A 19,514-nucleotide genomic window follows, 5' to 3' on the forward strand; every position below is an offset into this window, starting at 1 on the left:
AAGGAAAGCGTGGGGGTGGTCGGCCTGATCGCCACCAGCTCCACGCCCGAGGAAATGGCCCGTTCGCAGCAGGCCGAATTCGAGCGCTGGGGACCGCTGGTCAAGCAGATCGGCTTTACGGCTGATACCTGATACACCCCCTGAGCCGCTTCGCGGCTTCCCCCTCTCTCGCTGCGCGGGAGGGGACGATGCCTTCGCGGCGGGACGGCCCTTGCTTGGCATCTCTGGCATGGGCCGCGCTCGGCGCGTATGGGGTCGTTATTTAGAGATTTTCATTTGCTGCGTTGCAGCCGGTTATGTATGTCTTATTTGCCTGCCAGTGCCGATAACGCGTTTCTTCTTTTTGATGTGCTCAAGGCCGATGAGCAGTTGCAGCGCCTGCCGGCGCATGCCGCAACGGATCAGGCGCTGATGCAGCAGGTGCTGGAAGAGGCCGGCAAATGGGTGGGCGAGGTGGTGGCGCCGCTGTCGCGCGAAGGTGATGAGGTCGGCGTGCAGTTTGCAGCGGGCAAGGTCACCACGCCGCCTGGATTTGCCCAGGCCTATCAGGACTTCTGGCAGGCGGGCTGGCCTGCACTGGCCTGTGCCGAGGAGGACGGCGGCCAGGGGCTGCCCTGGGTGCTGGAAGGCGTGCTGTACGAATGGCTGAGTGCCGCCAATCATGGCTGGACCATGGCGCCGGGCCTGCTGCATGGTGCTTATGAGTGCCTCAAGCACCATGGCAGCGATGCGCTCAAGGCCGCCTATCTGCCCAAGGTGGCCAGCGGTGAATGGCTGGCAACCATGTGTCTGACAGAGGCCCATGCGGGCAGCGACCTGGGGGAGGTACGCACGCAAGCCGTGCCGGTTGGCGAATCCGAGCAGGGCGAGCGCTTCGAGATCAGCGGCAGCAAGATTTTCATTTCGGGCGGCGAGCATGATCTGACCGATAACATCGTGCATCTGGTGCTGGCGCGTCTGCCCGGAGCTCCGGCAGGGCCCAAGGGCCTGTCGCTGTTTCTCGTGCCCAAGCTGCTGCCAGGCGGCGAGCGCAACCGCGTGGTCTGTGAGCGCATCGAGGAAAAAATGGGCCTGCATGGCAGCCCCACCTGCGTGATGCGCTTTGATGGGGCTGCAGGCTGGTTGATAGGCCAGCCCGGAGCGGGCCTGAACGCCATGTTCGTCATGATGAATGCCGCGCGCCTGCATGTGGCGCTGCAGGGCATAGGCCTGCTGGACGCGGCATGGCAGAAGGCCCATGTCTATGCGCAGGAGCGCCGTCAGATGCGAGCGCCAGGGGCGGTGCCGGCCTCGCGTGGCGCAGGCGATGCAGCAGATCTGATCATCGAGCATCCGGCCATTCGCCGCACGCTAGATCTGCAGCGTGCCTGGGTGGATGGCGGGCGTGTGCTTGCCTACCAGACCGGTATCTATCTCGATGTGGCGCGACATGCCGAAAGCGCCCGCGAGCGCGAGCAGGCCCAGCAGTGGTGCAGCCTGATCACGCCCGTGCTCAAGGCCGCCTGGACCCAGCAGGCATTCGAGGGCTCCAGCGCCTGCCTGCAGGTATTCGGCGGCCATGGCTACATCCGCGAGTGGGGCATAGAGCAGATCGTGCGTGATTCGCGCGTGGCCATGATTTACGAAGGCACGAATGAAATTCAGGCCATCGATCTGCTGGTGCGCAAGGTGCTGTCGGACGGTGGTCAGGCCATGGGGCAATGGCTGCTGACTTTGCGCAACAGCCTGGATGCAGGTCGGGCGCTGGATGCAGAGGTGCTGCGCTGCCTGGCCCAGCTGCGCTACTTCACCACGGTGCTGGCGCAGGCCTGCAAGGAAGATGACACCCTGGCCTGGCGCGTGGCCGACGACTACCTGCGCTGCGTGGCCGTGGTGCTGCTGGGCTGGGCGTGGGCACGTATTGCGGCCACAGCGGGGGGCGATAGTGAGCGCTGGCGAGGCCCCTGCAAGCAGGTGCAGCAGCGCATATTGCCCGAAATGGACTGGCGTCTGACTCTGATGAAGGCGCAGTGGGCGCAGGCTTCCGTCGTACACGGCAACCAGCTGTTCACCTCCGCGCATTGATCAAAATGGCTGCAAGATGCGAGCAATACCGGCACAATTGCGGTCTTTTCATCGCGCTCCTGGATTGCTCTTTTGCCTTCGAAGTTGACATCGCCAATGCTCGCTCACAAGACTGCTGAACCAGACTCCAAACCTGCACGCTCCTTGCGCGGCACGCGCTCCAGAGAGGTGGGTACGGACCTCCCGGGCTCGGGGCAGGAGCCCAGGGACAGTGCCGAGGTTTTTGCCGTCGATCAGGTCGATGCCAGCTTTCTGGAGTCGCTGCTGGGCTACAACGCCAGGCGCGCCTCGCTGGCTCTGGTGGGAGTTTTCATGCGCTGCATGGAGCGTTTTGACCTCAAGATCGTCGAGTTCTCCGTGCTGTCTCTGGTGGGCAGCAATCCGGGTATCACCTCGCGTCAGCTCTGTCAGCAACTGGCCGTGCTGCCGCCGAATATGGTGGGCATGATCGATGCGCTGGGCAAACGCGGCTTTCTGGAACGGCGTCCGCACCCGCGAGACGGCCGCGCCACGGGCCTGTACCTGACCGCGGCAGGGCGCGAGCTGGTGGATACGGCCGAGCCCGAGCTCAAGAGCAGCGAGACCCGTGCCATCGCGCATCTGAGTGCTGCCGAGCAGGTGCAGCTCATGGAGTTGTTGCAAAAGCTGTATCGCTGATCCCATGGCATGGCGCAGATCCTGCGCCCGGCGCGATAATGTGCGGCATCATGCAGATTCGCTTTACCAAGATGCAAGGTGCGGGCAACGACTTTGTCGTGCTCGACGAAACCCAGGCTCGCCTGGGCTTGAGCACCGCCCAGTACCGCTACCTGGCCAATCGTCACTTTGGCGTGGGCGCCGACCAGATCCTGACGGTGCGCCCGGCACCCGCAGAGGGCGTGGACTTTGAATATGTGATCCACAACGCCGACGGTGGCGAGGTCGAGCAGTGCGGAAACGGCGCACGCTGTTTTGCGCGCTATGTGCATGACAAGGGTCTGACCGACAAGAGCGTGATCCGCGTACAGACCCTCTCGGGCGTCATCGCCCCCGAAATTCATGGCAATGGCCGCGTCACGGTCGATATGGGGGCGCCTCAGCTGGATCCGGCCAAGGTGCCGTTCACGACCGACGGTCTGCAGGCCGAGACTCTGGGTTCGACGCAAAAATGGCCTCTGACGCTTGATGCGCCTTTGCAGCCGGCTACAGTCTGGATAGCAGCCGTTTCCATGGGCAATCCGCATGCGGTGCAGTTGGTGGACGATGTGGATGCCGCTTTGGTGGGGCTGCACGGCCCGCTGATAGAGAACCATGCCCGTTTTCCTCAGCGCGTGAACGCCGGCTTCATGCAGATCCTCAACCGCGGTGAAGTCCGCTTGCGTGTCTATGAACGTGGTGCCGGCGAGACCCTGGCCTGCGGTACGGGGGCTTGTGCCGCCGTGGTGGCCGGCATTGGCTGGGGCCTGCTCGATCAGCGCGTCGATGTGCATACCCGCGGCGGTCTGCTGACCATTGAATGGACTGGCGGTGCGCACGATCGCGTGCGCATGACCGGCCCTGCCGAATTTGTTTTTGAAGGCCAGATCGACATACCTGATACCTTATGAACAGCTTGACCGATACCGCCATGACCGAAGAGTCGATTGCCGATTACCTCCAGGAAAACCCCGATTTCTTCGAGCGCCATGCCGAGATGCTGACCGGCGTGCGTTTGATCAGCGGCCATGGCCCACGTGCCGTCAGCCTGCAGGAACGTCAGGCCGAGATGCTGCGCGAAAAGATCAAGGGTCTGGAGCATCGCATCATGGACATGGTGCGCCATGGCAGCGAGAACGCTTCCATCGCCAACAAGATTCATCAGTGGACCCATGCCCTGGTCAAGGTGCAGGACCTGCGCGAGCTGCCCCATGCGCTCACCGCCAGCCTGCAGCACACGTTTGATGTCCCCCAGGTCGCACTGCGTCTGTGGAATGTGGCGGGCGCGCACAGCGGCACCGTCTACACCATGGGAGTCAGCGATGATGCCAAGGCCTTTGCTTCGTCTCTGACCATGCCGTTCTGCGGCCCCAATATGGGCTTCGAACCCGTGACCTGGCTGCCCAACCCCAATGCGGTGCAATCGGTCGCGCTGCTGACTCTGCATGACGGTGCCATGGACAGCACTTCCAATGCCTTTGGCATGCTGGTGCTGGGTTCGCCCGACCCGTTGCGCTTCGATGCCACCATGGGTCTTGAATTCCTCTCCCGCATCTCCGAGCTGGCCAGTGCCTCGCTCTCGCGCATGCGCGCTCCTGCGCTGACGCTGGCGCACGGCTGAGGCTGAGGCTGCAAAAGGGGGTAGATACCGATGCAAGAGCGCGAGCAGCCCTCTTTTGAGGAGCAGTACGCGCAGCTTCCGGAAGTTGTCCACAGCTATCTGGAGCATGTGCGTGTGCAAAAGCGCCTGGCCGAGCGCACGCATACGCTGTATGCGCTGGACCTGATCAAGCTGCAGAGCTTTGCGCAGGCGGCAGCTCAGGAGCTTTTGACGCTGCAACCCTCGCATATCCGCCGCTTTGCTGCGCAAATGCATGGCGCCGGCCGCAGTGCACGCGGTATCGCACTGATTCTTTCGGGCTGGCGCAGCTTTTTCCGCTGGGCGGCCCAGCGGGAGCTGGTACCTTTCAACCCCGTGGAGGGCGTGCGCGGCCCCAAAGCCGCCAAGCCTCTTCCCAAGGCACTGGCTGTGGACGATGCCGTGCAACTGGCCAGCTTTCACAACCCCGAGGCGGACCCGTGGATGGAGGCGCGTGACGTCGCCATGACCGAGCTGCTCTACAGCTGTGGCCTGCGTGTGGCCGAACTGGTGGGGCTGGATTTGCGGCCCGACCAGCAGAGCCGGCATGAAGGCAGAGGCTGGATTGACCTGGAGGCGGGTGACGCCCATGTTCAGGGCAAGGGCAGCAAGCGCCGCATCGTGCCCGTGGGGCGCATGGCGATCGAGGCCTTGCAGCGCTGGCTGGCGCTGCGCAGCAGCGCGCTGGTCGGGACTGCACAGCTCAAGGCACAGGATGAAGCGGCCTTGTTCGTCGGCCGCCGGGGCGAGCGGCTCAGCGCCCAGTCGGTCTGGTCGCGTCTCAAGCAGCGAGGCCAGCAGGCGGGGCTTGCGACTGGCGTGCACCCGCATGTGCTGCGTCACTCCTTTGCCAGTCATATGCTGCAGTCCAGTGGCGATCTGCGTGCCGTGCAGGAGCTGCTCGGGCATTCCAGCATTGCCACCACGCAGATATATACGCGGCTGGATTTCCAGCATCTGGCCCAGGCTTATGAAAAAGCCCACCCGCGTGCGCAGCGCAGCAGCGTCGGAGAGACGCCCGCTCCATTGCGCATGCCGGACGACGAAGAGCAAAACTGAAGAGTCCTGATTTGATAGCTTGAAGTGATTGTTGAGTATGTGATGGAGGTGATTTTTTGCTGAAATTTCTGCCATCCCTGCTGCCCATGCGCGCTTGAAAGCACCGCTACACTCCCCAGCTGTTATCACCGGAGCGCGCATAGGGATGCGCCGCCCGTGTTTTTTGGACAGCCGCATGTGGCGGCTGGCCGCAGCAAGAGGTTTCAACGCATGGCTCTCATTCCAGTCACCATCCTCACGGGCTTTCTGGGCTCGGGCAAGACCACGCTGCTCAAGCGCGTGCTGCACGAATCCCACGGCATGAAGATTGCCGTGATCGAGAACGAGTTCGGCGAGGAGAACATCGACACCGACATTCTCAAGACCGAATCCAAAGAACAGATTCTGCAGATGAGCAACGGCTGCATCTGCTGCACCATCCGCGAAGACCTGCGCGAGGCTTTGCAGTTGCTGGCCGCCAAGCGCCGCAAGGGGCAGGTGGACTTCGACCGCATCGTGATCGAGACCACCGGCCTGGCCGATCCCGGTCCCGTGGCCCAGACCTTCTTCATGGATGACGAGATCGCCGAGACTTATCTGATCGACTCCATCATCACTCTGGTGGATGCCAAGCATGCCAACCAGCAACTCGACGATCGCCAGGAAGCGCGCCGTCAGGTGGGCTTTGCCGACCAGATGTTCCTGTCCAAGACCGATCTGGTGACGGATGCGGAAAAGGAGGCGCTGATCCATCGCCTCAAGCACATGAACCCGCGCGCGCCCATCCGTGCCGTTCATTTTGGCGATGTGCCCCTGAGCGAAGTGTTCGACCTGCGTGGCTTCAACTTGAACGCCAAGCTGGACATCGACCCTGATTTCCTCAAGGAAGATGATCACGACCACGATCATCACGACCACAGCGCTTGCGACCATGACCATGGCCAATGCGAACACGATCATGAACACCAGCACGACGAGCATTGCGGCCACGACCACCATGACCACGAGCATGGCGAGCACTGCAATCACCCACATCACCATCATCACGACGATGACGTGAAGAGCTTTGTCTACCGCGCCGATCGCGCGTTCGACCCGGCCAAGCTGGAAGACTTTCTGGGCGCCATCGTCAATATCTACGGCCCCAAGATGCTGCGCTACAAGGGCGTGCTCGACATGAAGGGCACCAGCCGCAAGGTCATCTTCCAGGGCGTGCACCAGCTCATGGGCAGCGATCTGGGCCCAGAGTGGGAAGCCGATGAAAAGCGAGTCAGCAAAATGGTCTTCATCGGCATCGACCTGCCGCAGGACATTCTTCGCCAGGGACTGGATCAATGTCTGGTGTAAACCCTGGGTTTGGGGGCTGTTTCGGCGAAAGCTAACGGTTTGCTGACAATGACTGACGGCCTGCCAAGCAGGCCGTTTTGTTTGTCTGTTATTTCTCGCAAACTGACCGAAACAGGCGCAGGCTTTGTTGCAAATTGTGGGGTATGTGCAACGGAGCCGGGATGGGGGGACTGGCGTGGCTACAATGCCGGCCCTAAAGAGGGTGTTGGAGCAATCCGGCCCTGCAAGGGCTCTGTACTGTAAGGAGACAGGACGTGACCGCTGTGAAAAGTAATCTGCCCAAGGCTGCAGCCAAAGCTGCGGCAGCGGCTGTGCACCCCCGCAGCGTCGAGACCTCTTTGGTGGACGCCGCGTTGGACAACCCGGTGCTGGTACCTGCAGCAGCGGGAGAATCTTCCAAATCGTCCAGATCCAAGCGTTCTGCATCGCCTCCAGCGCGGCAGCCTGAAACAGATGTTCCGCCCCTGGCAGCTTCGGCAGTCAAGGCTGCGGCAACCATGAGAGATACGAAAGCAATGACCAACACAAAGCAAGCTGTGCCCAAGAAAGATCCCAAGCTGGCCAACGCCTGGAAGACCAAGTCGGTAGAGGAGCTGACCGATGCTGAAGTGCTGGCCATGTCTGATGACGATTACATGAACGACGCCCAGCTGGCCTACTTCCGTCGCAAGCTGGTCGCGCTCAAGAACGATATGCATGTGAATGCGGGCGAGACTGCGGAAAACCTGCGTGAAGACACCGTCGTGGTGCCCGATCCTGCCGATCGTGCCACCATCGAGGAAGAGCACGCTCTCGAGCTGCGCACCCGTGACCGCGAGCGCAAGCTGCTCAAGAAGATCGATCAGTCCATTGCCCGCATTGATGCCGGCGACTACGGCTACTGCGACGAAACCGGCGAGCCAATCGGGGTGGGACGGCTGCTGGCTCGCCCCACCGCTACACTGTCGCTGGAAGCCCAGCAGCGCCGTGAACTCAAGCAGAAGATGTACGGCGATTGATCTGCGTCAGGCGTTGGCGGGGCTGCAGGCAGCAAAGTAGAGGACCATGGTGAAAGAAGAAAACAAGTCGGGAGGGTTGCTGTCCAAGGTGGTGCGTTTCGTGCGCCACCCGACCGTGAATTGGTCCGATTTGGAAAATCTCAACCAGGAAAGCGAAGAAAGCCAGTACAGCAAGCAGGCGCTCAAGGAGATGCTGGAGCGCAAGCGCCAGAACGACTTTGTGCGAAAGCGCGAGTTTGACCAGCTGCGCAAGCTGCGTCAGGCTCAGCTGTCCAAGACGGCGGTGACTGCCAGGGCTCCGCTCGAGACGCCGACCCCATTGGCACCTTCCTCTTTTTTGCAGACTGCCCAAAGCTCCGTACCGGGCGAGCGCGCAGAAACCATCAAGAAGATCGACGAGATCGAAGCGCAAATGGCCCAGCAATGGTGGCGCGGCAAGCTGGCCGCTGATGCCGCCACCATGCCGCTGCAACTGCCCGAGGTCGGAGGCAGCATGCCTTCGGTATTTAAAAGCCAGCCGCTTTCGATCAGCACGTTGCCGCTGCTTCAGGATGTGTTGCCAGGCGATCTGGAGCTGCCGCAATCGGGGCGGCAGGGCAATCCTGTTGCTTTGCCGGGCCTGCGTGGCGAGACGGACTTTTCGCCGGCGTTTGCCACGACCGAGGTCTCCGCTCCAACCGATATCAACATGGTTCCGCCGTCCTTTGCGCGCTTCGAGCATGATGCCGCGCTGGAGGATGCTGCGATTGTCTTTGCCAGCGGTGACAGCGTAGCAGCCGAGACCAGTCTCAAGGCCTTGATTGCCGAGCGTGCTCAGGATACGCCGGCACAGTTGCAGGTCTGGCTGGCACTGCTGGACATGTACCGCGCAGCAGGCATGCAGGCTGAGTTTGAAGACGCTGCCATGGACTTTGTGGCGCGCTTCGGCCGTTCGGCCCCGCAATGGTTTGTGATGCCGCAGCAGGCGGGCAGGCTTAGCGAAACCGCGCCGGATGCCGCAGCAGTGCAGACCGGCTTTCGCTGGCAGGCTCCTGTGCATTTGGATGAGCCTGGCTTCAAGGCGCTGCTGGCCAGCAAGGCGCGCAGCGTCGGCAGCTCGGTCATGGACTGGAGCGTTCTGGAGAGCCTCGACCCCGGCGTGAAGAAGCCGCTGCTGGATGCGGCACAGCGATGGGCCGACGAAAAGGGATCACTGGTTTTTGCCGGCCATGAAAGATTGCAGGCCGTGCTCAGCAAGCACACCCCTTCCGGTGATCGAGCCGTCGATCAGGACTGGTGGTATTTGCGTCTGGCCATGCAGCGCCTGATGCATCTGCAGGACGAATTTGAGCTGACGGCGCTGGACTATTGCGTGACCTACGAGCTGTCGCCACCCTCGTGGGACGATCCGGTCTGTGCGTATTCGAACGAAGGGCAGGCGCAGAACCTGCGTGCCCAGGATAGCCGTCTCTTGGGGCCGGAGACGATTCAGCCCGGCATGCTCTGGAAGGAGCATCAGCCGCGTTTTGCGCTGCAAGGCGTGATCGACGGCGATGCATTGCCCTGGCTGGCCGAGGTTCAGGAAAAGGCCAAGCTTGGCGAAGCCATTGCCATTGACTGCGCGCGCCTGGTGCGCATGGACTTTGCTGCCGCAGGCTCGGTGCTGAACTGGGCTGCGCAGATGCAGGAGTTGGGTCATGTGTTGCAGTTCGGTCAGTTGCACCAGTTGCTGGCGGTGTTCTTCAATGTTGTTGGCATTCAGGAACATGCACAGGTGATCCCAAGGAGGGACTAGCTCCCTGGGTGGCTATGCCGCCTCCCCCCAAGAGGCGGCGTCTCCGGCTGGAGTCGGGCCGTTTGAGGCCTTATCCACAGCAAGCGCTGCAAATTTAATTTTTCTGGGCCTCTTGAGGTCGATCTTGTCTGTCCCCATCTGCTTCAGATGGAACAGTTTCACGGCACCACCATTTTGAGCGTGCGCCGCCAGACTCCCGAGGGCGTGCAAGTCGCCATCGGCGGTGATGGTCAGGTCACATTGGGCAATATCGTCATCAAGGGCACGGCGCGCAAGGTACGCAAGCTCTATCACGGCAAGGTGCTGGCGGGCTTTGCGGGGGCCACCGCAGATGCCTTCACGCTGTTCGAGCGCTTCGAGGCCAAGCTGGAAAAACACCAGGGCAACCTGACCCGTGCCGCGATCGAGCTGACCAAGGAGTGGCGTACCGACCGCGTGCTGCGCAAGCTCGAAGCCATGCTGGCCGTGGCCGATGCGACGACCTCGCTCATCATCACCGGCAATGGCGACGTTCTGGAGCCCGAGCAGGGCATTGTGGCCATCGGCTCCGGCGGTGCCTATGCGCATTCCGCAGCCAAGGCCTTGCTCAACAACACCGAGCTGTCGGCCGAAGATGTGGTGCGCAAATCTCTGGCGATTGCCGGCGAGCTGTGCATCTACACCAATATGAATCACACGATCGAGACGCTGTAAGCACCTCGACTATCCGAATTGATAGCTGTCGGCGCTTTATGGATGGGCGCCGGAGGCATATTTGACTGAGAATTCACATGTCTTCTGCCATGACTCCCCAGGAGATCGTCTCCGAGCTGGACAAGCACATCGTCGGCCAGCATGGTGCCAAGCGAGCGGTGTCGATTGCCTTGCGCAATCGCTGGCGCCGTCAGCAAGTGCCCGAGGGCCTGCGCCAGGAAATCACGCCCAAGAACATTCTGATGATCGGCCCCACGGGCGTGGGCAAGACGGAGATTGCACGCCGCCTGGCAAAACTCGCCGATGCTCCCTTCATCAAGGTCGAGGCGACCAAGTTCACCGAAGTGGGCTATGTGGGCAAGGATGTGGACGCCATCATCCGCGATCTGGCCGAAGTTGCCGTCAAGCAGACGCGCGAGTCGGACATGAAGAAGATGCGCGCCCGCGCCGAAGATGCTGCCGAGGAGCGCATTCTCGATGTGCTGATCCCGCAGGCCCGCACCGGCGAAGTACCCGCGGACAACACGGCGCGTCAGGTTTTCCGCAAGAAGTTGCGCGAAGGTCAGCTTGACGACAAGGAAATCGAGATCGACATCGCCGAGCAGATGCCTCAGGTGCAGATCATGGGCCCCCAGGGCATGGAAGAGATGGCCGAGCAGCTGCGCGGCATGTTCAGCCATATGGGCCAGGAAAAGCGCAAGACGCGCAAGCTCAAGATCGCCGAGGCCCTGAAGCTGCTGACCGATGAGGAAGCAGCAAAGATGGTCAATGAGGAAGACGTCAAGACCCGCGCCATTGCCAATGCCGAGCAAAACGGCATTGTCTTCATCGACGAAATCGACAAGGTGGCGACGCGCCAGGAAACCAGTGGCTCCGATGTATCGCGTCAGGGTGTGCAGCGCGACCTGCTGCCCTTGGTCGAAGGTACCAGCGTCTCGACCAAGTACGGTGTGGTCAAGACAGACCACATTCTGTTCATTGCTTCGGGTGCTTTCCACCTGTCCAAGCCCAGCGATCTGATTCCCGAGCTGCAGGGGCGCTTTCCCATTCGCGTGGAACTGGAATCTCTGTCGGTACAGGACTTCGAGGCGATTCTGATGCAGACTCACGCCTCCCTGGTCAAGCAATATCAGGCGCTGCTGGCGACCGAAGGCGTGACTCTGGAGTTCAAGCCCGAGGGCATCACGCGTCTGGCAACGATTGCTTTTGACGTCAACGAGAGTACCGAAAACATCGGTGCACGGCGTCTGTCCACAGTGATGGAGCGTCTGCTTGACGAAGTCAGCTTCGATGCGGCCAAGCTTTCGGGGCAGACCGTGGTGATCGATGCAGCCTATGTGGATCAGCGCCTGCAGGTGCTGAGCAAGGATGAGGATCTGTCGCGCTTCATTCTTTGAAGAACCGAGCGCTTGAAGCGAGCTGCCCGCCTGTGCGGGCAGTTTGCGTTTGTAGGAGAAGGTCGAGACTTAAATCAGTTCTTTCCATTGAATTGAATGGTTGCAATTGACGTCTCCTAATGAGAGTCCACTTGCATTGACTTTGCTAAGTGCTTGTAAAGGAAAGGTATTTTCAGAATAAGGCTTTTCTTTTTCTCTCTAAGTGCTTGATTTCATTGCAAATAATTGTTCCTTCGGGTTTGGATTCACCTTAAATTGCTGATACAGTGCAAAAAAGTGCAATTAAGTGGTGAAAGCTGCCCTCGTGCCCATTTTTGGGGAACGAGCGGCTCCAGATGACCGGAGTAACTTGCCGTGTTTCAAGGGGCGTCTTCGCTGAATCTCGATGGAAAGGGTCGGCTCTCAGTGCCGACCCGGCATCGTGACGCCCTTTTGTCCTTGGCGGAGGGGCAGGTCACTTTCACCAAGCATCCCGATGGCTGTCTGTTGCTGTTTCCGCGCCCCGAGTGGCTGCAGTTTCGCGAACGCGTCGCGCAACTGCCGATCACGGCTCAGTGGTGGAAACGGATTTTTCTGGGCAATGCCATGGATGCGGAGATGGATGCAACCGGTCGGCTGCTGATTTCGCCCGAGTTGCGTGAGGCCACAGGTCTGACCAAAGAGGTCTTGATGCTGGGCATGGGGGCGCATTTCGAGGTCTGGGACAAGGCCACTTATGAAATGCGCGAAGCGGAAGCGTGCCAGCAACCGATGCCGGCGGCTTTCCAGGATTTTGTTTTGTAGGAAGTGCTTGTGAATCAGCCGTTGCAACATATCACCGTCTTGCTGGACGAGGCCGTGGACGCCCTGCTGGGTGGTGCCGCCAAGCCGCCTGCCGGCCAGTGGGTCGATGCGACGTTCGGTCGAGGCGGTCATTCCCGGCTCATTTTGCAAAGGCTGGGGCCGGACGGGCGCTTGATCGCGTTCGACAAAGACCCGGACGCAATTGCTGAGGCGGCGCGCATCACCGATGCGCGTTTTTCGATTCGGCATGAAGGATTTCGCCATCTTGGCGAACTGCCCGAAGGCAGTGTGCAGGGTGTGTTGATGGACCTGGGGGTGAGCTCGCCCCAGATCGACAACCCGGACCGGGGCTTCAGCTTCCGCTTTGACGGCCCCCTCGACATGCGCATGGACACCACGCGTGGTCAGAGCGTGGCCGAGTGGCTCGAAGATGCGGAAGTGCAGCAGATTGCGGAGGTGATACGTGACTACGGCGAAGAACGGTTTGCTGGCCCCATTGCAAAGGCGATTGTTGCTCGGCGCGAAAGCCAGGGCCCATTACGCACCACTGCCGAGCTGGCCCAACTCGTGGCTGGCGCGGTCAAGACCCGCGAGGCTGGGCAAAACCCGGCAACACGGACCTTCCAGGCTCTTCGGATTTTCATCAATGCCGAACTTCAGGAGCTTGAGCAAGCGCTAGAAGCCAGTCTGCGCGTGCTGGCTCCCGGCGGCCGTCTGGCCGTGATCAGCTTCCATTCGCTGGAAGATCGCATCGTCAAGCAGTTCATTGCCAAGCATTCCAAGGAGGTCTACGACCGCCGTGCACCGTTTGCGCCTCCCACGCCCATGCGTCTGAAGGCGCTGGAGCGCATCAAGCCCAGTGCTGCCGAGGTGGATGCCAATCCCCGTTCGCGTTCCGCCGTGATGCGCGTCGCCGAGCGCACCGAGGTGCCTGCATGATGCATCGCCATGCCGCTCCGAGCATGGCTGCGGGAGGGCTGCCATGCTGCGCATAAACCTGCTGCTGCTGCTGGCGGTCATGACCAGCGCCATCTTTCTGGTGCATACCCAGTATGAGTCGCGTCGCCTGTTCACCGAGCTGGACCGCGCCGAGGCAGAGGCACGTCGGCTGGCGACGGATCAACTGCGCCTGCAGGTGGAAAAGCGTGCCCAGGCCGCTCCTCAGCGCATCGAGACCTTGGCGCGCGAAAAGCTGCAGATGAAGCAGGCTTCTCAGGCCATTACGCAGTACGTGCATGAAACGGCTGCAGGAACTGCGCAATGACACGCAGCGTGCTCTATACCACCAGCCCTTTGCTGGCTTCGAAAACACCGCTGTGGCGCAGCAAGTTCATCGTGGCTGCGCTGGCGCTGGGTTTTGTGGGCCTGGGCGCGCGTGCAGCCTATGTACAGGTCTTCGGCAACGACTTCTTCAAGCGTCAGGGCCTGGTGCGCTTTGCGCGCACTCTGGAGCTGCCGGCCAATCGTGGCCGTTTGCTGGATCGCAATGGCCTGATTCTTGCGTCCAGCGTGCCGGCGGCCAGTATCTGGGCCATTCCCGAGGACGTGGATCTGAAGGACCCTGAGGTCCAGCAAAAGCTCAAGGAAGTGGCGCGTCTCATGGACATGCCGCTGCGCTCCCTGATGGAGAAGCTGGATGTCGAGGACAAGACCTTTGTCTGGGTAAAGCGTCAGCTGGACTGGGATGTGGGCCAGAAGATCGTGGCGCTCAATATCAAGGGCATCTACAACCGCAAGGAATACAAGCGCCAGTATCCCGAAGGGGAGTCTGCGGCGCATATCGTGGGCTTCACCAATGTGGAAGACCATGGTCAGGAAGGCATGGAGCTGGCGTTCGACAAGGAACTAGCCGGCAAGGCTGGCTCGCGTCGTGTGATCAAGGATCGTCTGGGCCGCGTGGTGGAGGGCGTGGGCGATGAAGTGCCGCCGCAAGATGGGCAGGATATTCAGTTGTCCATCGACAGCAAGGTCCAGTACTACGCCTACCAGAAACTCAAGCAGCAGGTCGAGACCTTCAAGGCCAAGGCAGGCAGCGTGGTGGTCATGGATGCGCACACCGGCGAGCTGCTGGCCCTGGCGAACTATCCGAGCTACGACCCGGGGCATCGCAAGAATCTGACGGGCGAGCAGCTGCGCAACCGCGCGCTGACCGATACCTTTGAGCCGGGTTCGACCATGAAACCCATCACAGTGGCCGCAGCCCTGGAGCTCAAGCGTGTCAAGCCAAGCACCATCATCGATACCGCACCCGGCCGCTACACGGTGACGGGCTCCACCATCACCGATACGCACAACTACGGCGCGCTGACGGTGGAGGGCGTGATCCAGAAGTCCAGCAACGTGGGCGCGACCAAGGTGGCGCAAAAGCTCTCACCTCAGGAAATGTGGGAGTACTTCAGTGCGCTGGGCTTCGGCCAGAAGCCGCAGATTCAATTCCCGGGCGCGGTCTCGGGTCGTCTGCGTGCCTGGAAGACCTGGAAGCCTATCGAGCAGGCCACCATGTCCTATGGCTATGGCCTGTCGGCCTCGCTGTTCCAGATGGCACGTTCCTACACCGTGTTCTCCAACGACGGCAATGTCATTCCCTCGACGATTCTGAAAACGAACGAGCCTCCTGTGGGCGTGCGTGTGATCTCCAAGGAAAACGCCGAGGCGGTGCTGCACATGCTGCGTCTTGCTGCAGGCCCAGGCGGTACCGGCCAGAAGGCCCAGGCCGAGGGCTACACCATCGGCGGCAAGTCGGGAACTGCCCGCAAGCAGGTGGGCAAGAGCTATGCCGCTGGCAAGTACCGGGCCTGGTTCACGGGCATTGCTCCCATCGACAAGCCGCGCATCATCGTGGCCGTGATGGTGGACGAGCCGACGGCAGGTTCCTACTACGGTGGCACGGTGGCCGGCCCGGTGTTTGCGGACGTGGTCCAGCAGACATTGCGTTTCATGGGCGTTCAGCCCGACAAGGAAGTCAAGCCTCAGATCGTGGCTGCACCCGCTGAGGAGCCTGTGCTATGAGCACCCCCATTCAAATCCTGAACAATGCAGCCGAGGCCGTTGCCTGGCTGCGCAGTCGCGTGCAGGGTGACCTGCAGACCGATAGCCGCAAGGTCAAGGCCGGCGATGCCTTTGTCGCCTGGCCCGGTGCTGCCACTGATGGCCGAGCCTATGTGGGCAAGGCTCTGGAGCAGGGCGCCGCCGCCGTGCTGGTGGAGGCCGATGATCTGCAGGCCTTCGATCTGAGCGGCGACAGCATTGCAGCTCTCAAGGGCCTGAAGGCCGCGACGGGACTGATTGCCGACCAATGGTTTGCACATCCCAGTGGCGAGCTCGACGTGCTGGCCGTGACCGGCACCAACGGCAAGACCACCACAGCCTGGTGGCTGGCGCATGCGCTCTCGAAAGTGACGCTGAACACACGCACCGGCTGTGCGCTGGTGGGCACCCTGGGTGTGGGCGTGCCGCCTGCATTGGAGTCGACAGGCATGACCACGCCGGACCCGGTGTTGCTGCAGCGCGCGTTCCGCAGCTACGCCGACCAGGGTCTTGCCGCCTGTGCCATCGAGGCATCGTCCATCGGCATCGTCGAGCACCGTCTGGACGGCAGCAAGATTCGCGTGGCGTTGTTCACCAATTTCACGCAGGACCACCTGGACTACCACGGCAGCATGGATGCCTACTGGCAGGCCAAGACCCAGCTGTTCGACTGGCCCGGCCTGCCGGCCGCCGTGGTCAATATCGACGATGCGCATGGCGCCAGGCTCTGGGCCAGGCTGCAAGGCCGCGCCATGGATGTGTGGAGCGTCTCCATCCAGGGACCGGCTCGCCTGCAGGCCAAGGACATCGGTCTGGGCGACGAGGGTCTGAGCTTTACCGTGCTGGAAGCCGGTCACAGCCTGCGCATGAATACGCGTCTGGTCGGTCAGTACAACGTCTCCAATCTGCTCGGGGTGCTGGCCACCCTGCGCTGCCTGGGCCTGACGCTGGAGCAGGCCGTACAGGCCTGCGCCGATCTGGAGCCCGTGCCCGGTCGCATGCAGCAGATCGTCAAGCCCGGTCAGCCTCTGGTGGCCGTGGACTATGCCCATACGCCCGATGCGCTGGAAAAAGCCTTGCGCGCGCTGCAGCCCGCCGCGCGGCAGCGCCAGGGCAAGCTGTGGTGCGTGTTCGGCTGCGGCGGCGACCGGGACAACAGCAAGCGTCCGCTGATGGGGCAGGCCGCCCAGGCGCATGCCGACGGCGTTTTCGTCACCAGCGACAACCCGCGCAGTGAAGTGCCCGAAAGCATCATCGACCAGATCCTGGCCGGCATGCAGGCGGGCCAGGCATTGCATGTTCAGGCCGACCGCGCGGCGGCCATTGCCCAAGCCATTGCCCGTGCCGATGCGCGCGACGTGGTGCTGATTGCCGGCAAGGGACATGAGGACTATCAGGAGACGAAGGGCGTGCGCCATCCGTTCTCCGACATGGCTGAGGCGCAGAAGGCGCTCGCAGCCCGCGAAGGAAAGATTCGGTCATGATGACCCTGGCAAAAGCGCTGGAGCTGATCCAGACGCATATCCCCCAAGCCCGTCTGGTCGGCAACGGCCAGCTGGAGCTGACACGCGTGCACACCGATACGCGCACGTTGCAGAACGGGGACTTGTTCGTGGCCCTGAAGGGCGAGCGTTTTGACGCCCATGATTTTCTGCCTCAGGCGCAGGCCGCCGGTGCTGTGGCGGCCATTGCCAGCCATGGGCTGGAGGCTGCAGGCATGGCCGGCATCGAAGTGCCGGATACGCTGCTGGCACTGGGCGCGTTGGCACGAGCATGGCGTGCGCAGTTCGATCTGCCCTTGATTGCCGTGACCGGCAGCAATGGCAAGACCACGGTCACGCAAATGATCGCGTCCATTCTGCGCGCGCATGTGGGCGGGCAGGGCGAGGCAGCACTGGCCACGCGCGGCAATTTCAACAACTCCATAGGCATGCCGCTGAATCTGCTGCGCATGACGGACGCGCATCGCATTGCGGTGCTGGAGATGGGCATGAACCACCCCGGCGAGATTGCCGAGCTGGCTGCCATCGGCCAGCCCACGGTGGCCCTGGTCAACAACGCACAACGTGAACACCAGGAGTTCATGGGCACGGTGGAGGCGGTGGCGCGTGAAAACGGATCGGTGCTGCGCTTTCTGCCCAAGGACGGAGTGGCCATCTTCCCCGCCGGAGATGAGTACACGCCGCTGTGGACCGAACTGAGCGCTGGCCGCCCCAGCCTGATGTTTGGCGAGGCCGCTGATGGGGCTCAGGTTTTTGCCAGCGATGTGGTCTGGGCCAATGGAGCCTGGAGCTTTGCACTGAACACCCCGCAAGGCGTGGCAGCCGTGCAGCTGCATATTGCCGGCCACCACAACGTGCGCAACGCACTGGCCGCGGCTGCCTGCGCCCATGCTGCCGGTGTGCCTTTGCCTGCCATTGCACAGGGACTCTCCGGCTTCGAGCCTGTGACGGGCCGCTCGCGCGCGCTGGCCGTGCAGATCAAGGGTCAGGGCGTCACGGTGGTCGACGACACCTATAACGCCAACCCCGACTCGGTTGCCGCCGCCATTGCGGTGCTGGCCGAGCTGCCCGCACCGCAGTTGCTGGTGCTGGGCGACATGGGGGAGGTGGGCGATGACGGCCCGCAGTTCCATGCCGAGGCCGGCGCGCTGGCGCAGCAGGCAGGTATTGCCCATTTCTTTGCTCTGGGTGACCAGAGCGCGTTTGCGGCCTCTGCCTTTGGCAGCGGAGCTAGGCATTTTGATAGCATGTCCGCCCTTGAGCAGGCGGTGTGCGCAGTTTTACCCAAGGTAGGTAGCGTGTTGGTCAAGGGTTCGCGGTTCATGAAGATGGAGCAAGTGGTGCAGAGCATTGAGGCCTGTGCAGACAAGAAGCAGGGCAACTGCGAGGAGGCCGCATGCTGCTGATGCTGGCTCAATGGCTGCAGGGTATCTCGCCGGAGTTCGGCTTTCTGCGCGTCTTCCAGTACCTGACGCTGCGCGCCGTGCTGGCCGCCGTCACCGCCTTGCTGATCGGCCTGTGGATAGGTCCCAAGGCCATCCGCATGCTGACCGCGCTCAAGATCGGCCAGCCCGTGCGCGGCTATGCCATGGAGACCCATCTGGTCAAGAGCGGCACGCCGACCATGGGCGGCGTGCTGATTCTGTTCTCGATTGCCGTATCCACCTTGCTGTGGTTTGACCTGTCCAACCGCTTTGTCTGGATCGTGCTGCTGGTCACGCTGGGCTTTGGCGCGATTGGCTGGGTGGACGACTGGCGCAAGGTCGTCAACAAGGACCCCGAGGGCATGCGCTCGGGCGAGAAGTATTTCTGGCAGTCCGTCATCGGTCTGCTGGCCGCCCTGTATCTGGTGTTCTGCATCTCCGAGAACAGCAATGCCGAGGTCTTCGCGCTGTTTATCTCCTGGGTACAGTCGGGCTTTTCCATGGACCTGCCGCCCAAGGCCGGCCTGATGGTGCCCTTCTTCAAGGAAGTCAGCTATCCGCTGGGCGTGCTGGGCTTCATCGTCATGACCTATCTGGTCATCGTGGGCGCCAGCAATGCCGTGAACCTGACCGACGGCCTCGATGGCCTGGCCATCATGCCCGTCATCATGGTCGGCACGGCCCTGGGCATCTTCGCCTATGTGACCGGCAACGCCACCTATGCGCGCTACCTGCTGTTCCCCAGCATCCCCGGTACGGGCGAGCTGATGGTGTTCTGCGGCGCCATGGCGGGTGCCGGTCTGGCCTTTCTCTGGTTCAACGCACATCCCGCCCAGGTCTTCATGGGCGACGTGGGCGCGCTGGCGCTGGGCGCTGCTCTGGGCACGATTGCCGTGATCGTGCGCCAGGAAATCGTGCTGGCCGTGATGGGCGGCATCTTCGTGGCGGAAGCCATCTCGGTGATGCTGCAGGTGACTTACTTCAAGTACACCAAGAAGCGCTATGGCGAGGGCCGCCGTCTGCTGAAGATGGCACCGCTGCACCATCACTTCGAGAAGAGTGGCTGGAAGGAGACCCAGGTTGTGATCCGCTTCTGGATCATCACCATGCTGCTGTGCCTGCTGGGCCTGTCCACCCTGAAGCTGAGGTAGTC

At 61.9% G+C, this 19,514-nt stretch carries 17 protein-coding genes and 1 pseudogene; all 18 read left to right on the top strand.

Going from position 1 to position 19,514, the window contains the following annotated elements; genetic code table 11:
• Positions 1-132, top strand: a pseudogene (locus tag JAO85_RS22985) (twin-arginine translocation pathway signal protein); the annotation flags it as partial.
• 168 nt (positions 133-300) lie between these two features.
• Positions 301-2,064 (top strand): acyl-CoA dehydrogenase family protein, encoded by a 1,764-nt coding sequence (locus tag JAO85_RS22990; protein WP_202789125.1) that lies wholly within the window; start codon positions 301-303, stop codon positions 2,062-2,064.
• A 96-nt stretch (positions 2,065-2,160) separates the two neighbouring features.
• Entirely contained in the window at positions 2,161-2,721 is a 561-nt protein-coding gene (locus JAO85_RS22995; RefSeq protein WP_202789126.1) for a MarR family winged helix-turn-helix transcriptional regulator, read from the top strand.
• Positions 2,722-2,771: 50 nt separating this feature from the next.
• Positions 2,772-3,650, top strand: coding sequence for a diaminopimelate epimerase (dapF, locus tag JAO85_RS23000; protein WP_054073899.1), 879 nt, complete (start codon positions 2,772-2,774; stop codon positions 3,648-3,650).
• The gene (locus JAO85_RS23005; RefSeq protein WP_003069020.1) at positions 3,647-4,360 is read left to right on the top strand and encodes a DUF484 family protein; all 714 of its coding nucleotides are present in this window, start codon (positions 3,647-3,649) and stop codon (positions 4,358-4,360) included. Before dapF ends, JAO85_RS23005 begins: the two co-directional genes overlap by 4 nt.
• A gap of 30 nt (positions 4,361-4,390) precedes the next feature.
• The gene (locus JAO85_RS23010; RefSeq protein WP_012839837.1) at positions 4,391-5,437 is read left to right on the top strand and encodes a tyrosine recombinase XerC; all 1,047 of its coding nucleotides are present in this window, start codon (positions 4,391-4,393) and stop codon (positions 5,435-5,437) included.
• Between the two features lie 210 nt (positions 5,438-5,647).
• Positions 5,648-6,763 carry a GTP-binding protein gene (locus tag JAO85_RS23015; RefSeq protein WP_034362970.1) on the top strand — a complete coding sequence of 372 codons (1,116 nt, stop codon included), beginning with the start codon at positions 5,648-5,650 and terminating at the stop codon, positions 6,761-6,763.
• Positions 6,764-7,017: 254 nt separating this feature from the next.
• Positions 7,018-7,761: an RNA polymerase-binding protein DksA gene (gene dksA / locus JAO85_RS23020; protein WP_003069012.1), complete on the top strand. Its 744-nt coding sequence runs from the start codon at positions 7,018-7,020 to the stop codon at positions 7,759-7,761.
• Between the two features lie 46 nt (positions 7,762-7,807).
• Positions 7,808-9,535 (top strand): STAS domain-containing protein, encoded by a 1,728-nt coding sequence (locus JAO85_RS23025; RefSeq protein ID WP_012839835.1) that lies wholly within the window; start codon positions 7,808-7,810, stop codon positions 9,533-9,535.
• A gap of 147 nt (positions 9,536-9,682) precedes the next feature.
• Positions 9,683-10,228: an ATP-dependent protease subunit HslV gene (gene hslV / locus JAO85_RS23030; RefSeq protein ID WP_003051248.1), complete on the top strand. Its 546-nt coding sequence runs from the start codon at positions 9,683-9,685 to the stop codon at positions 10,226-10,228.
• 77 nt (positions 10,229-10,305) lie between these two features.
• Positions 10,306-11,625, top strand: a complete 1,320-nt coding sequence (gene hslU, locus JAO85_RS23035; RefSeq protein ID WP_003051251.1) for an ATP-dependent protease ATPase subunit HslU — start codon at positions 10,306-10,308, stop codon at positions 11,623-11,625.
• Positions 11,626-11,979: 354 nt separating this feature from the next.
• Positions 11,980-12,408: a division/cell wall cluster transcriptional repressor MraZ gene (gene mraZ, locus JAO85_RS23040; RefSeq protein ID WP_202789127.1), complete on the top strand. Its 429-nt coding sequence runs from the start codon at positions 11,980-11,982 to the stop codon at positions 12,406-12,408.
• 9 nt (positions 12,409-12,417) lie between these two features.
• Positions 12,418-13,347, top strand: a complete 930-nt coding sequence (rsmH, locus tag JAO85_RS23045) for a 16S rRNA (cytosine(1402)-N(4))-methyltransferase RsmH (protein ID WP_039050001.1) — start codon at positions 12,418-12,420, stop codon at positions 13,345-13,347.
• A 43-nt stretch (positions 13,348-13,390) separates the two neighbouring features.
• Positions 13,391-13,672, top strand: coding sequence for a cell division protein FtsL (ftsL, locus tag JAO85_RS23050; RefSeq protein WP_003068998.1), 282 nt, complete (start codon positions 13,391-13,393; stop codon positions 13,670-13,672).
• Positions 13,669-15,417: a penicillin-binding protein 2 gene (locus JAO85_RS23055; protein WP_003068995.1), complete on the top strand. Its 1,749-nt coding sequence runs from the start codon at positions 13,669-13,671 to the stop codon at positions 15,415-15,417. The genes ftsL and JAO85_RS23055 overlap by 4 nt, the downstream gene beginning before the upstream one ends.
• Positions 15,414-16,919 (top strand): UDP-N-acetylmuramoyl-L-alanyl-D-glutamate--2,6-diaminopimelate ligase, encoded by a 1,506-nt coding sequence (locus tag JAO85_RS23060; RefSeq protein WP_202789128.1) that lies wholly within the window; start codon positions 15,414-15,416, stop codon positions 16,917-16,919. Before JAO85_RS23055 ends, JAO85_RS23060 begins: the two co-directional genes overlap by 4 nt.
• On the top strand, positions 16,916-18,343 hold the full coding sequence (gene murF, locus JAO85_RS23065) for a UDP-N-acetylmuramoyl-tripeptide--D-alanyl-D-alanine ligase (protein WP_202789129.1): 1,428 nt from the start codon (positions 16,916-16,918) through the stop codon (positions 18,341-18,343). The genes JAO85_RS23060 and murF overlap by 4 nt, the downstream gene beginning before the upstream one ends.
• Positions 18,334-19,512, top strand: coding sequence for a phospho-N-acetylmuramoyl-pentapeptide-transferase (gene mraY, locus JAO85_RS23070; RefSeq protein ID WP_012839831.1), 1,179 nt, complete (start codon positions 18,334-18,336; stop codon positions 19,510-19,512). Before murF ends, mraY begins: the two co-directional genes overlap by 10 nt.
• Positions 19,513-19,514 lie beyond the last annotated feature (2 nt).

This window comes from Comamonas sp. NyZ500 (genome assembly GCF_016772095.1).
In the GTDB taxonomy this organism is placed as follows: Bacteria; Pseudomonadota; Gammaproteobacteria; order Burkholderiales; family Burkholderiaceae_C; genus Comamonas; species Comamonas thiooxydans.